Consider the following 12,869-nt stretch of genomic DNA (forward strand, 5'->3'; position numbering starts at 1 on the left):
AATTCGCATGGAACGCAAATCCGAAGCCCCAGGAGGGTTGCCAAAAACAATCTCGGGGTAAACCCTCAATAAAATAGAAGAAAAGAATTGTGGTCGGGGGGAAATGCACCCGGCATCGACCTGAGGGACGCCGCGAGAAGAACACGGGCGTCCCTGGAATTCTTTACTGCGGGTGGTGACTGCGTGACACCGCCGAGCTACTACGCCAGGGCAGGTTCCCGCTCGGACGACAGGACCGCGACATCGGTAAGCGTCTCGGTCAACTGGTCGTTCTGGTTCTGGAGTCGGCCGACCTCGTTTTCAAGGTCGCGTACTCGCTTCTGCAGCCGTCGCATTTCCTGAACCATACGGGGGTCAGGGCCTCCGACGTGGCCAAACAGAGCCTTCGCCATGATACGGGTCCTCCACATTGAGCGACCGAACGGAAATTGAACGCCATGGTGAGACACGTCGTGAAGAGCTTGAGATTCAGCCACTTCAGCGCGGACGTGGATAGGCGCGTGATGTGCCTTCCAGAGTCTCACCATGGGAGCCGCCGGTCAAGAATTGGACGATAAAGGCCGGAAGCCAGCCTGAGAATGACCAGCAGGCGTTCCGGGCATGGGTGTGCCCGCGATAATCGCGTTCGGGTACCCCCGAGTGAAACGGCTTGAGTGCCGAAGCCCGCCACGCCGGAGTACGTGTCTAACCCCGACTGTGGCACGAGCGCCATCGCACACGAGACTGTATCCCGGCCCGCGAACCGCGTCGCTGCTCTTAGCATACTCACCGCTCGACGAATCCGGTGAAAGACCCCCTGTGTTCTCCCCAACGCGGGGCGACGAAATCCACCCGGCCGGGGGCGGATCCCCCCTGAAGCATCGCCAACAACCGCTCACAGTCCTGGCGTGTCCCCTCGGCGACGACTTCCACCCGGCCGTCCACCAGGTTGGTCGCGGCTCCGGTCAGGCCTAGTTCCAGGGCACGGGCCCGCACCCACCAGCGGAAGCCGACCCCCTGCACCCGCCCGCGCACCCAAGCGGTCATACGAATATCACCCATCGGATACCCCTCTGCGGTCCGTCCGAAATCACGTCTGGTGCTGTCCGTTCGGCGGGATCTGGCACGTCGGACAGCTGAACGAGGAGCGGTTCATGAACTCCTCCCGCCTGATGGGTGTCGAGCACCGACCGCACGGGCGGTCCTCCTGACCATAGGCGTTGAGGCTTCGGTCGAAGTAGCCGCTCTGGCCGTTGACATTGACGTAGAGGCTGTCGAAGGACGTGCCGCCCTGTCCGAGCGCCTGGGTCATGACCGAACGCGCTGCGGCCAGCAGCTCGGCGATTCGGGGCGGAGCCAGCGTGTCGGTCGGCTCGGTCCCGTGCAGACGGGCGATCCACAACGCCTCGTCGGCGTAGATATTGCCGACCCCACTGATGAGCGACTGGTCCAGCAGGGCCCGCTTCACCTCGGTGCGCCTGCGGCGCACGGCGGCGACGAAAGCGTTGTCGTCGAAAGCGGGATCCAGCGGATCACGGGCGATGTGGCTGATGATCGGGGGCAGCCCCTCCCCTGTGTCGTCGAAGGCCAACCCGTCCACCAACAGGTGGCCGAAGGTTCGCTGATCGACGAAGCGCAGCTCCAGCGGACCGGCGTCGCTCTGGTCGGGAACCAATGGCAGGCGCACCCGCAGATGGCGCTCGTCGGTGGCGCCGACCGGTTGGATCAGCAACTGCCCGCTCATTCCCAAGTGGGCGAGCAGGGCGTCCCCGGAGTCCAGGGTGAGCCAGAGGTATTTGCCACGCCGTCGCGTGCCGGTGACGACCTGACCCCCCAGGCGCCCGGTGAAGTCGTCCTTTCCCGCGACGTGACGGCGGATCGCCCTCGCGTGCAGGACCTCGATCTCGCCGAATGTCCGGCCGGTGACCCATCGATCCAGTCCACGGCGGACCACCTCGACCTCGGGAAGCTCTGGCACGGGGTTCCTTTACGGTGTCGTCCGGGGACGCCCGGTCCCCGGGCCGGCTGGTCAGTCCTGGCCGGTGCGGCCGACCTCGGCCGCGGCGCGGATGGCCTTCCAAGCGGACTCGGCCGCCTGCTGCTCGGCCTCCTTCTTGCTGCGCCCAGCCCCTGAGCCGTAACTACGGCCGGCGACGCGGACGGTCGCACGGAAGTTCTTCTGGTGGTCGGGGCCGCTCTCCTCGACGTGGTACTCGGGCACCCCGAGGAGTTCGGCGGCGGTGAGCTCCTGGAGGGACGTCTTCCAGTCCAGTCCGGCCCCCAGCCCAGACGCCTTGGCGATCATGGGATCGAAGAGCCGGTGCACGAACTCCGAGGCGGAATCGAGTCCGCGGTCCAGGTAGACCGCACCGATCAGCGCCTCCAGGGTGTCGGCCAGGATCGAGGACTTGTCGCGTCCGCCTGTCCCTTCCTCCCCCCTGCCGAGTCGCACATAGCGGCCGATCCCCAGCCCGCGCGCCACGTCGGCGAGCGCGCGCATGTTGACCACGGCCGCACGCAACTTCGCCAACTGCCCTTCGGGCAGGTCCGGGTGCGTACGAAAGAGGGTGTCGGTGACAACCAGCCCAAGCACCGAGTCGCCCAGGAACTCCAGGCGCTCGTTGGTGGGAAGGCCGCCCTTCTCGTAGGCGTAGGAGCGGTGGGTGAGTGCCCGGGTGAGAATCTTGAGGTCGAGGTCGACCCCGACCGACTCCCGGAACTCACGCGCTTCGGACGCGGAGATCTGCGTTGCCATTCGGATTTTCACATCCCTGGTCGGCGTCGCACGGTGTCCCGGACAGGTTCGCGTTGGCTGGCCCGCGGGACGCCGAGCACGCTCGGATCGGATACGGCTGAACCGGAACCCTGCCGAGGTGATGCTCGAAGGCGTGGTGATCGTCGCGGAGCGCAATAAGCTCCCCGGCAGCCACCACGGCCTCGGGAGGTCACCAGGCCGAATTCGGACGTTCCCGCAGGACCGCCCGTTGGCGGCACACGGGTGAACGCGCGAAGGGCGGGCCCAAAAGCTGGACCCGCCGATCACACGTGCTTACGACGCCGGGTTGATGACCTGGCGGTTGTTGTAGGTACCGCACGTCGGGCAAGCGATGTGCTGGAGCTTGGGGTCGCGGCAGCGCGGGCAGTTGACCAGCGCAGGGCGCGACGCCTTCCACTGGGAACGGCGGGTGCGGGTGTTGCTCCGCGACATCTTCCGCTTCGGGACGGCCACTTCAATCCTCCTGGGTCCCCCCGCGCGCGCGGGAGCTCACTTTCCTGTCATCCTCGCGCACCGCGAGGAACACCGTGCCCGGTCCAGAGGCCCACCCGCTCATTTGACGGAGCGTGCGGACGCGTCCCGGTCCGGGAGCACAGACTTGCCGGGTCCGCCGGTGCGAGTCCGCCCGACGCCCCTTGGTTGTGGGTTCAGCGGTCGCCGGGCTCCTCGCCCAGCTTCCGCAGCGCCTCCCACCGGGGGTCGACGCGCTCGCCGTGACCGTGGCCGGGTTCGGCGTCAGCCAGTCGGACGCCGCAGTCCACACACAGACCGGGGCAGTCGTCCTGGCACAGCGGCGAGGACGGCAGTGCGAGCACCACCGCGTCGCGGACCACCGGCTCAAGGTCGATCAAGTCGCCCTCAAGATAGTAGTCCTCATCCTCACCCTCGGAATCCACCTCATCGGCACCCTGCCTGCCACTGGGCTCGTCCTCAGAGGGGTACTGGAAGAGTTCCTGGAAGTCCGCCTCGACCTCTTCGGTCAGCGGATCCAGGCAGCGGGAGCACTCCGCGGCGAGGGCCGTGCGCGCCTCACCGGTCACCAGCACGCCCTCCATGACCGCTTCGAGCCGGAAGTCCAGCTCGATTTCGGTTCCCTCGGGCACACCGGCCATCCCCACGGCCATGGAGGCGGGGGCGGACGCGGTGCGGACCTCGGTTCGCATCGAGCCGGCCTGACGGCCAAGCGGCCGGGTGTCGACCACGAACGGGGAACGGACATCTAGACGAGACAGAGTGATCGCGACTTTCGGTACGGCTCGCTCCCGCACGGAAGCGGGAACGACGGTATGAGATCGCGGCGACCGGTGTCCGGTGCCGCGGTACTGGCCCGTGGGCACAGTCAAGAAGCGATTTTAGCCACGAACATCCGCCAGACCCAAATCCACGAGAGCAAGCGATCCCTCTGACCAGGCTCCGGCCGAACACGGGAACGATGCGCCGGGCACCGAGGAACCGGACTAGCCCTCCTTCGCCTCCTCGTACTTGGCGCGCAAACGCTGCTCCACATAGGGAGTGACCAGGGTGCTGACGTCACCGCCGTGCTGGGCGACCTCGCGCACCAGGCTGGAGCTGAGGAACGAGTACTGCGGGTTGGCTGTCATGAACACCGTCTCCACACCGGAGAGCTGGTAGTTCATCTGCGCGATCTGGAGTTCGTAGTCGAAGTCGCTGACCGAGCGCAGGCTCCGCACAATCGTGTCCACATCGTTCTGCCGGCAGAAGTCCACGAGCAGGCCGTCGAACTTGGCAACGCTGACGTTGGGAAATTCCTTGGTGGAGTCCGTGAGCATGGCGAGTTTCTCGTCCACGCTGAACAGGCCCCGCTTGTTGACGTTGTTCAGGACCGCGACCACGACCTCGTCGTTCTGGCGCGCTGCGCGCCCGATGATGTCGACGTGGCCGTGGGTGACGGGGTCGAAGGATCCGGGGCAGACGACGCGGCGCACGGGGATCGCTCCTCTCTTGCGGATTCCGGTGAACGTACCTGGGGTGCGAGTCAGGCCGTCCAGAATCATCGATCATCGCGCGAAATGTCAGACCTGATCGCGCAGACTCGCGGCGTGACCGTACCAAAGGGCGGCTTCGCCGTATTTACGCACCCTGTCCCCTTCATACCCATCGGGCCACAACAGGGCGGCCCCACGCGCGGGACGTTCGACCACGACCAGCGCATCGGACGCGAGCCACCCCCGCTCGTGCAGGGCGATCAGCAGTGCGGTGACCTGATCGTCGGTGACAGGGTAGGGCGGGTCTGCGACCACGAAGTCGTAACCGACGCCCCCCGGCCCCTTGTCCACCAACCGCTCGACCCGGTCGGCGACGAGGTGCGCGCCGGGCATGTCGACCGTCGAGATGTTGCGCCGGATCACGTCTGCCGCGCGACGGTCGGCTTCGACGAGCAGCACATGCTCCGCGCCGCGGGAGAGGGCCTCCAGACCGATCGCACCGGACCCGGCATAGAGGTCGAGAACCCTCAGACCGGCAAGCGATCCCAAATCCGACAGTGCCGAGGCGAACAACGCCTCCCGGGCCCGGTCGCTCGTGGGACGGGTGGTGCGTCCATCGGGAACAGCGAGCCTGCGCCCTCCTGCGGTACCGGCGATGATGCGGGTCATGACGGGTCGTGCGCTCCTGCCAAGCGGGGGTGTCGGGCGTCCACAACTGTATTGCCCCCGTCCCCCGCGGACGGGAAAGCTGCTTTCTCGCGCGAGGCTGAAGCGGGCCGGGAAGGTCAGGTTTTCTCCAGGTAATCCGCGCGCTCGCCGCTGAGCAGGTTGGCTAGCGCCTGGGCCAACGGCGGATGTCCCGACAGGTCGGGGTCGGCGTCGACGAAGGCCACCGCCTCGTCGCGGGCCTGACGGATGAGAGCCTCGTCGCGGAGGAGGGTGAGCATCCGCAACGAGGAACGGCGGCCCGACTGCGCGTCCCCCAGGACATCGCCCTCACGACGCTGTTCCAGGTCCACCCGTGACAGCTCGAATCCGTCGGTGGTGGCCGCTACCGCTGCCAGCCGCTCCCTCGCCGGGCTCTCCTGCGCGGCGTCGGTGATGAGCAGGCACAGACCGGGAAGCTTTCCCCGGCCGACCCTCCCGCGCAACTGGTGGAGCTGGGAGACACCGAACCGGTCTGCGTCCATGATGGCCATCACCGTGGCGTTGGGGACGTCGACGCCCACTTCGATGACAGTGGTCGCCACGAGGACGTCGAGCTCGCCGGCGGCGAAGCGGCGCATGACGGCGTCCTTGTCATCGGGGGCGAGCCTGCCGTGCAGGGCTGCCACCCGGAGACCGGCGAGCGGCCCCTCCGCCAAGCGGGCGGCCACGTCCAGTACGGCCAGCGGCGGACGGCGGGGGACGGCATCCTCCGCTTCGGGCTCGACGGCGGCGTCCTCGGCATCGTTGTCACCGTCGCCGATGCGCGGGCACACGACGTACGCCTGACGTCCTTGGCCGACCTCTTCGGCGATACGGTCCCAGGCCCGGGACAGGAAGTGCGGCTTGTCCTGGGCGGGGACGACATGGGTGGCCACAGGTGCGCGGCCTTCGGGCAGCTGGGTGAGCGCCACGACGTCGAGGTCGCCGTAGACGGTCATAGCGACCGTGCGGGGAATGGGCGTGGCGGTCATGACCAGGACGTGCGGACGGCCCTCGACCGACTTCTCCCGCAACGCGTCGCGCTGCTCGACTCCGAAGCGGTGCTGCTCGTCCACCACGACCAGACCGAGGTCGGCGAAGGAGACCTGTTCCTGGAGCAGGGCGTGCGTACCGATGACGATTCCAGCGGCGCCCGACGCCGCGTCGAGCAACGCCTCGCGTTTGGCCGCCGCCCCGAGCGACCCGGTGAGCAGGGCGAGGCGGGTCGCATGCTCCGCCCCGTCGAGCTGCCCCGCACGGGCGAGCCCCCCGAGCATGGCCCCAATGGAGCGGTGGTGCTGCTGGGCGAGCACCTCGGTGGGGGCGAGAAGGACCGCCTGGCCGCCCGCGTCCACCACCTGGAGCATGGCGCGCAGGGCGACGAGGGTCTTTCCCGCCCCGACGTCGCCCTGGAGCAGCCGGTGCATGGGGTGGGTGGAGGCCAGTCCGCCGGCGATGACGTCACCGACCTCGCGTTGGCCCTCTGTGAGGGTGAACGGCAGCGCCGCATCGAAGGCGTCCAACAGCCCTCCTGCGGAACGCGGGCGCGACCGTGCAGGATGGCCCTGAGCGGCACGGCGGCGCTGGGCCAGGGCGACCTGGAGCACGAACGCCTCGTCCCATTTGAGACGGTGACGGGCCTTGGCGATGTCGGCCGAGTCCGCGGGACGGTGTACGAGGCGGTAGGCCTGCTCGAGGCCGATGAGACGACGGCCCGCGCGCAAGGCCGGTGGGAGCGGATCGGGTACCTCGTCCAAAGGCCCGAGAACCGTGGCCACGGCCTGACCGATCCGCCATGAGGGCATCTTCTCCGAGGCCGGATAGATGGGGATCAGTTCTTCGGCGAACGCCTTGGCGCGTTCCTGCTCGGCACCTTCTGCCTCAGGGAAGAGCTCGTAATCGGGATGGGCAAGCTGGCGCTTGCCCCGGTAGGCCGAGACCTTGCCGGCGAAGAGGCCGCGTCGCCCGTAGGTGAGGCGCTGCTCGTGCCAGCCGACCTTGTGGAAAAAGGTCAGCGTAAGGTCGCCACGGCCGTCGGTGACCGTGACCTCGAACATTGACCCGCGACCGTTGCGCATCCGACGCTTGGCGGTTCTGCGCACCTCCGCGAGGACGGTGACCTGCTCCCCTTCGACCAGCCCTTCGAGGTCGGTGAGGTCTCCCCGGGTGCTGTACCGCCGCGGGTAATGGCGCAGCAGATCGCCGGCTGTGTGCAGGTCGAGTGCCGTTGCCAGGACCTTCGCAGTCTTGCCGAGCGTCTTGGTCAGCGGCTCGTCCAGGCTGGTCACGGGGCTTCCTCAACTCTTCCTAGCAGGCGGGTGCGAGCCGCCGTGTTCTGAGGGGCGCGGAGCGGTTCCGGCAACTGCTCCTGGGGAGTGCTGGCTGCTCCCGCGGCTCACTGTGGCATCTTACGGAGTCGGGCCGGGCTATACTGGGCGGAGCAATCATCGCGGGTCCGCTCTCGCAAGAATCGGCGGAACTCCGGTGGAACCGGAACTTCTTCGGTTTCACACCCTGCGTCCGTGATCCTCGGAACCATCGGCTCGTCGTGGCCTGGTCCTTTCTTCATGTACGCTTCGACGGTTGGCGATCCGCGCCGACCTGCCTGCTCACCAGACCTCTCTCGGGTCATTGACGTGCGCGCGAGCACACCGGCCCGAGCGCTTGAATGGAGTTACCGTGGCTTCCGTCTGTGACGTTTGCAGCAAGGGACCAGGGTTCGGGAACAATGTTTCCCACTCGCACCGCCGGACCCGTCGCCGCTGGAATCCCAACATCCAGACCGTGCGCACCCGCGTTGGTGGTACCCCCAAGCGCCTGAACGTGTGCACCTCCTGCCTCAAAGCGGGCAAGGTCGACCGCTAGCCCTCAGGGGTGGCAAGGTCCACGATTCAGTGAATCAGCGCGTTGAGCGCCGTGACGATCCGTCGCGGCGCTCATCGCTGTTTCCCGTGCACGCCCTCCCCTGTCGCGCGCCGGTGAATGCCCGGTGCACGGCAGCTCCGGTCCGGGCTCTGCTGTTGGGAGCGGTCCGGGCTCTGCTGTTGGGAGCGGTCCGGGCTAGAGGCCGCAGGAGCGTCCGTTCAGGGAGCAGGAACTCGGGGCCTGGGCGCTGCCTTCGGCGCTGAAGTTGACCACCGCCGACTCTCCGGGAGCGATCCCTCCCGTCCAGGAGGGCTGACGTACGACGATCCCCTCCCCAGTGCTCTCCCAGTCGCCGTTCCAGGCCGCGGTGATGTTGGCTCCGGAGAAACCGAGACGCAGTTCCCAGCCGTCGATGGCACTGGTGCCGTTGTTGACGATGGTGACCGAGCCCGTGAAGTTGTTGCTGGAGTGCGGGACCATGTCGTAGGAGACCTGGGTGCCACCGACCGCGACGGGCGGCTCGGGTGCGTCCTGCCGCTCGGGCTCGTCGGCACCCTCTTCCTCGGTTTCCCGCTCTTCGGCTTCGGGGCTCTGCGACACCTCGGCCGAGATCTCGGCCTGCAGGGAGGACCCGGGCTCCGGACCGCGCGAGGGCAGCGCCTCCGATCCCGGAGAGCCCCCGACCGCCCCCGATTCGGGGGCAGGCGCCCCCGGCCCGGAAGGAGACTCCGTGAAACGGAGGTAGATCTGGGTGGTGCTGTAGGCGAAGAGGATCAGGGTAACCGTGACACCGGAGAGCAGGAGTACCCGAAACGGGCGGGGCGGGGGGACCCGCTTGGGAACGGTACTCCCCAGAACCTGTCCGACCGTGGTCAGCGCGCCGCCGTCGGGCTGTTCCGCACGGTGCGCTCCACGCTGTGGCCGTTCAACCCCGTGCCGCCCCATAGCCGTACCTTTCCCGGTTCGCGCGCCATCGCGAGTCGCCGTCGCAGCCCCACCGCAAAAGCAGGGAGACGAGGGCAGAGCTTAGCGTGCCACACGCGGCAAAACCGGCATATTGTCTTCAGGTGACCGTGTCATGACCGAACGTGTCGAATCAAGACGTGACGGAGAAGTGGTCCCACCCCCTCGCGTCGGACGGGGCACCATCCACGACGACCCCCTCTCCTTCGGCCACCCGCCCGATCACCGTCCAGCCGGGAGGCAGTACCGTCCCCTCAGGGAAGGTCGCGGCAAGGGCGTGGTCCTCACCGCCGGCGAGCATCAGATCCACCGGGGCGCACTCGATGGCACCGAGCCGGGTCAGGGTCCGGACCGCATCGCTCAGGACCGCGGGGACGAGCAGCGCGGAACTTTGCAGTTCCACCCGGACGCGGGAGGCCGCGGCGATGTGTCCGAGATCCTGGACCAAGCCGTCGCTGACATCGAGCATGGCCGTGGCACCGAGTTCCGCGGCAGCAGGTCCCGCGGCGTAGGGCGGCGCGGGCCTGCGGTGGGCCGCACGGCACTCGGGGTGACCGACGGTGCTGTCGGCGAGGAACAGCGCGAGCCCCGCTGCGGAAAGACCGAGGTCGCCGATGACAGCGACGACGTCACCGGGGCGGGCCCCGTCTCGCCTCACCGCGGAAACACCTTGCAGGTCGCCCAGGGCCGTGATGGCCAAGGTGATGCTGTCGGAGCGCACGGTGTCCCCACCGGCCACGGTGGCACCGACAAGGGCGCACTCCGCACGTAGCCCTTCGGCGAACTCCTCGGCCCAGGAGACCGGAAGGCCGGCCGGGGCCGCGAAACCGAGCAGCAGTGCGGTGGGGCGGGCGCCCATGGCTGCGATATCGGCGAAGTTCTGCGCGGCTGCTTTGTGACCGATGTCGCGCGGACCGGACCAGTCCCGCCGAAAGTGCCGTCCCTCCACCAGCATGTCGGTGGTGGCCACCACTCTGCGATCGGGGGCCCGCACGATCGCGGCATCGTCGCCCGGGCCGAGGATTACGTCGTCTGTATGAGGGAATCTCGCGGTCATTCGGGCGATCAGCCCGAATTCACCGAGGTCCCCGATGGTGCTCAACACAGACCTCAGGGTACGGTGACGCTTCTGGCGCAGTGGTCTAGACCCACGCGGCATCACCCCGTCCGATGAGGCCCTGCCTCGCGGCTGCGGGCGGAGCCCGGTGGGAGGCCCACGCAGGATCGAACGCAATGTCGCAGAGGGGTTTTCCATGGTGCGTGCCTACATTTTGATCCAGACAGAGGTCGGCCGGGCCGCTCAGGTCGCCCGGGAGATCGCCGGGATCGAAGGCGTGACCGAAGCCGAGGACGTCACGGGCCCCTACGATGTAGTGGTGCGAGCCCAAGCCGACGACGTGGACGCTCTCGGTCGCCTCGTGGTCGCCCGGATCCAACGGCTCGAAGGCATCGCCCGCACCCTCACCTGCCCGATCGTCAACATCTGAGTCCGTCTGGAGTGGAACATGCGCGCCTGGGTGCTCGAACGCGCAGCTGGGCGTGTACCGGCGGTGGTGTTGGCGACCGTGGTTCTGGCACTGAGCGGCTGTGGCGCCGTCCGTGTACCCGCGACCGAGCCCGAGGGCCCCGCCGCCGCGGCGTGCCGGACGCTTATGCCGGGGCTGCCGGGCACCCTCTACGAGCAGGAGCGGGTGGAGGTCGAGCCGGACTCGGAGTTCGTGGCGGCCTGGGGCTCACCGACGATTGCGCTGCGCTGCGGGGTTCCGCGCCCCGAGGGCCTGCGCCCCGACTCGGAGCTGTTCGTGGTCAACGACATCACGTGGCTGGGCGAGCCGGCCGAACGGCCGACCCTTTTCACCGCGGTGGGCCGGGAGGCCTATGTGGAGGTGTCGATCCCCCAGGCGTACCAGCCGCCGGCCCTCGGCCTGGTCGCGCTCAGCGAACTCGTCGCCCAGGACGTCCCCGCGCTGCCTGCCGGTGAGCTGTAGCCGGTCTGCGCGGGGAGTCCGGGGCCTTGCTCACCCCGCGGGGGTCTCCTCTTCGGCTGGGGCGCCCTCCTCCTCAGCGGCGGGGTCGTCAGCGGCCCCTTCCTGCTGGGCACGCAAGTCGTCGATCTCGGCGGCGGTGAGGTCCACCTGGCCCGAGCACGCGGCACCGGGCTCAGGCACGTTGGGGTTGCGCTCGTAGAGCTGGACGAAGTTCTTCAGCCGGTCGTCGTCGGGGCCGTCCACCGCGAGCATCTTGCCCCAGGCGGTGGCGACGACGGGCGATTCGAGTTCGCCCTCGTAGGGGGAGACGATGACGTAGCTTCCAGGGGTGTAGAAGGCGTCCAACTGCTCGACCTGGTCGGCGGGCAGGTCGGGATCGTAGTTGATCCAGACCGCCCCGTGCTCCAGGGAGTGGACCGCGTGCGTGGGCTCCAGGGGCGCGGCGTAGACACCGCAGTTCTGCCAGAGGGAGTTGTGGTCGCCGCCGACCGGGGGGCTCTGGTCGTAGTCGACCGACTCGGTGACGTGGTTGTTGGTCAGGCCGGAGAACTCCTGGACGCCGTCGATGTTGCGGCGCTTGTACTCCATGTAGCCTGCGAAGCCAACCCCGCCGACGACGACAACGGCGGCGGTGACGGCACCCGCTGTCTTGAGGATCTTGTTCCTCCGGGCCTCGCGCTGCCGCTGGGCACGGATTTCCGCGGCTTTCTCACGCCGTCTCTGCGCTGAGCTCTTGCTCACCCGGGTTTCCTCCTCGACCGTGGTACAGATGTGATTGGTTATGTTCCAGGGATGATATTCGCCCAGAAAACGTTGAATTGACCAGGATGGTTCCCGTGGATAACGAAGGCGCCGAGAGGGACGCACCGTTGACGGCGGAGAAGACCCGACGCACGGTTCCGCTCCCCCTCACGGTCTTCTTCGTCGTGGCTGCGCTCGTCGCCGGTTTCGTACTGGGCCGTCCCGGCCATCCCCTGGACACATCGGCCGACGCGGGCTTCCTCCGCGACATGAGTACTCATCACGCCCAGGCCGTCGACATGGCGATGATCATCTATGACGAGACCGACGAGCCCCGGCTCAAGGCGGTCTCCTACGACATCGCCCGCACCCAGCAGGCCCAGATCGGCCGCATGCAAGGTTGGCTGGTGCAGTGGGGGCTGACCGCTCGGGGTTCGCAGCCGCCGATGACCTGGATGGCCGGTCACGACCACGGAGGCCCCTCAGGTGGGGCCCCCGACCGAATGCCCGGACTCGCGACCGACGAGCAGATGCGCTCCCTCGCCGACGCCTCCGGGACCGACGCCGAGATCTTGTTCCTCGAACTGATGATCGCCCACCACAAGGGCGGCATCGAGATGGCCGAGGCCGGAGCCGATCTCGCCGGGGACCAAATGGTCGTCACCCTGGCCGGCGGCATGGGAACCGCTCAACAGAGCGAGATCGACCTGATGAACGACATGCTCGTCGAGCGCGGAGCCGAACCGGTCGACGACTGATCGACCAGGGCGTGGCCGGACTCACACCGCCTCCGCCCGCCTCCCCCCACGCATCGCCCCCCGTCGCCTTTTCTGGCTTTGGCGCAGCTCACACTGCCTACGAGACCGCACCGCACTCCTTTTCCCATAGGCGTTTTCGGCTACCGGGAACCCATAGCGGGCACAG

At 67.9% G+C, this 12,869-nt stretch carries 16 protein-coding genes; 4 read left to right on the plus strand and 12 right to left on the minus strand.

What is annotated here, in order from left to right; genetic code table 11:
• Positions 1-200 precede the first annotated feature (200 nt).
• The 9 genes from QSJ59_RS04745 to recG form a co-directional block, all read right to left on the minus strand.
• Positions 201-392 carry a hypothetical protein gene (locus tag QSJ59_RS04745; RefSeq protein ID WP_285757445.1) on the minus strand — a complete coding sequence of 64 codons (192 nt, stop codon included), beginning with the start codon at positions 390-392 and terminating at the stop codon, positions 201-203.
• A 373-nt stretch (positions 393-765) separates the two neighbouring features.
• Positions 766-1,041, minus strand: coding sequence for an acylphosphatase (locus tag QSJ59_RS04750; RefSeq protein WP_285757446.1), 276 nt, complete (start codon positions 1,039-1,041; stop codon positions 766-768).
• A gap of 28 nt (positions 1,042-1,069) precedes the next feature.
• The gene (gene mutM, locus QSJ59_RS04755) at positions 1,070-1,957 is read right to left on the minus strand and encodes a bifunctional DNA-formamidopyrimidine glycosylase/DNA-(apurinic or apyrimidinic site) lyase (RefSeq protein ID WP_285757447.1); all 888 of its coding nucleotides are present in this window, start codon (positions 1,955-1,957) and stop codon (positions 1,070-1,072) included.
• A 51-nt stretch (positions 1,958-2,008) separates the two neighbouring features.
• Positions 2,009-2,734 (minus strand): ribonuclease III, encoded by a 726-nt coding sequence (rnc, locus tag QSJ59_RS04760; RefSeq protein ID WP_285757448.1) that lies wholly within the window; start codon positions 2,732-2,734, stop codon positions 2,009-2,011.
• A gap of 294 nt (positions 2,735-3,028) precedes the next feature.
• Positions 3,029-3,208, minus strand: coding sequence for a 50S ribosomal protein L32 (gene rpmF / locus QSJ59_RS04765; protein ID WP_285757449.1), 180 nt, complete (start codon positions 3,206-3,208; stop codon positions 3,029-3,031).
• Positions 3,209-3,402: 194 nt separating this feature from the next.
• Complete coding sequence (locus tag QSJ59_RS04770) at positions 3,403-3,957, minus strand: YceD family protein (RefSeq protein WP_285757450.1); 555 nt, start codon at positions 3,955-3,957, stop codon at positions 3,403-3,405.
• A gap of 255 nt (positions 3,958-4,212) precedes the next feature.
• Entirely contained in the window at positions 4,213-4,701 is a 489-nt protein-coding gene (gene coaD, locus QSJ59_RS04775; RefSeq protein ID WP_285757451.1) for a pantetheine-phosphate adenylyltransferase, read from the minus strand.
• A gap of 87 nt (positions 4,702-4,788) precedes the next feature.
• Positions 4,789-5,370 (minus strand): 16S rRNA (guanine(966)-N(2))-methyltransferase RsmD, encoded by a 582-nt coding sequence (gene rsmD, locus QSJ59_RS04780; protein ID WP_285757452.1) that lies wholly within the window; start codon positions 5,368-5,370, stop codon positions 4,789-4,791.
• Positions 5,371-5,486: 116 nt separating this feature from the next.
• Positions 5,487-7,676, minus strand: coding sequence for an ATP-dependent DNA helicase RecG (recG, locus tag QSJ59_RS04785; RefSeq protein ID WP_285757453.1), 2,190 nt, complete (start codon positions 7,674-7,676; stop codon positions 5,487-5,489).
• A gap of 391 nt (positions 7,677-8,067) precedes the next feature.
• Between recG and rpmB the strand changes: the two genes are divergently transcribed.
• Positions 8,068-8,253: a 50S ribosomal protein L28 gene (rpmB, locus tag QSJ59_RS04790; protein ID WP_285757454.1), complete on the plus strand. Its 186-nt coding sequence runs from the start codon at positions 8,068-8,070 to the stop codon at positions 8,251-8,253.
• A 195-nt stretch (positions 8,254-8,448) separates the two neighbouring features.
• Here rpmB and QSJ59_RS04795 read toward each other — a convergent pair whose 3' ends face one another.
• Both QSJ59_RS04795 and QSJ59_RS04800 read right to left on the minus strand, forming a co-directional pair.
• Positions 8,449-9,198 carry a cellulose binding domain-containing protein gene (locus tag QSJ59_RS04795; RefSeq protein ID WP_285757455.1) on the minus strand — a complete coding sequence of 250 codons (750 nt, stop codon included), beginning with the start codon at positions 9,196-9,198 and terminating at the stop codon, positions 8,449-8,451.
• A gap of 151 nt (positions 9,199-9,349) precedes the next feature.
• Positions 9,350-10,321: a thiamine-phosphate kinase gene (locus QSJ59_RS04800; RefSeq protein WP_285757456.1), complete on the minus strand. Its 972-nt coding sequence runs from the start codon at positions 10,319-10,321 to the stop codon at positions 9,350-9,352.
• A gap of 148 nt (positions 10,322-10,469) precedes the next feature.
• Here QSJ59_RS04800 and QSJ59_RS04805 point away from each other — a divergent pair, with 148 nt between their 5' ends.
• Positions 10,470-10,703, plus strand: a complete 234-nt coding sequence (locus QSJ59_RS04805; protein WP_285757457.1) for an Lrp/AsnC family transcriptional regulator — start codon at positions 10,470-10,472, stop codon at positions 10,701-10,703.
• Positions 10,704-10,721: 18 nt separating this feature from the next.
• The gene (locus QSJ59_RS04810; RefSeq protein WP_285757458.1) at positions 10,722-11,204 is read left to right on the plus strand and encodes a DUF3515 domain-containing protein; all 483 of its coding nucleotides are present in this window, start codon (positions 10,722-10,724) and stop codon (positions 11,202-11,204) included.
• Positions 11,205-11,234: 30 nt separating this feature from the next.
• Here the strand turns inward: QSJ59_RS04810 and QSJ59_RS04815 are convergent, their stop codons facing one another.
• Positions 11,235-11,945 carry a thioredoxin-like domain-containing protein gene (locus QSJ59_RS04815; RefSeq protein ID WP_285757459.1) on the minus strand — a complete coding sequence of 237 codons (711 nt, stop codon included), beginning with the start codon at positions 11,943-11,945 and terminating at the stop codon, positions 11,235-11,237.
• Between the two features lie 86 nt (positions 11,946-12,031).
• On the opposite strand from QSJ59_RS04815, the gene QSJ59_RS04820 reads away from it, so the two are divergent.
• Positions 12,032-12,703: a DUF305 domain-containing protein gene (locus tag QSJ59_RS04820; RefSeq protein WP_432707421.1), complete on the plus strand. Its 672-nt coding sequence runs from the start codon at positions 12,032-12,034 to the stop codon at positions 12,701-12,703.
• The last annotated feature ends 166 nt before the right edge of the window (positions 12,704-12,869 follow it).

This window comes from Nocardiopsis ansamitocini, from assembly GCF_030268225.1.
Classification (GTDB): domain Bacteria; phylum Actinomycetota; class Actinomycetes; order Streptosporangiales; family Streptosporangiaceae; genus Nocardiopsis_D; species Nocardiopsis_D ansamitocini.

Excerpts from the sequence above, each read along its gene's own strand:
- QSJ59_RS04745 (WP_285757445.1), bottom strand. The coding sequence starts at position 392 with ATGGCGAAGGCTCTGTTTGGCCACGTCGGAGGCCCTGACCCCCGTATG.
- QSJ59_RS04750 (WP_285757446.1), bottom strand. The coding sequence starts at position 1,041 with ATGGGTGATATTCGTATGACCGCTTGGGTGCGCGGGCGGGTGCAGGGG.
- rnc (WP_285757448.1), bottom strand. The coding sequence starts at position 2,734 with ATGGCAACGCAGATCTCCGCGTCCGAAGCGCGTGAGTTCCGGGAGTCG.
- rsmD (WP_285757452.1), bottom strand. The coding sequence starts at position 5,370 with ATGACCCGCATCATCGCCGGTACCGCAGGAGGGCGCAGGCTCGCTGTT.
- QSJ59_RS04795 (WP_285757455.1), bottom strand. The coding sequence starts at position 9,198 with ATGGGGCGGCACGGGGTTGAACGGCCACAGCGTGGAGCGCACCGTGCG.
- QSJ59_RS04805 (WP_285757457.1), top strand. The coding sequence starts at position 10,470 with ATGGTGCGTGCCTACATTTTGATCCAGACAGAGGTCGGCCGGGCCGCT.
- QSJ59_RS04810 (WP_285757458.1), top strand. The coding sequence starts at position 10,722 with ATGCGCGCCTGGGTGCTCGAACGCGCAGCTGGGCGTGTACCGGCGGTG.
- QSJ59_RS04820 (WP_432707421.1), top strand. The coding sequence starts at position 12,032 with ATGGTTCCCGTGGATAACGAAGGCGCCGAGAGGGACGCACCGTTGACG.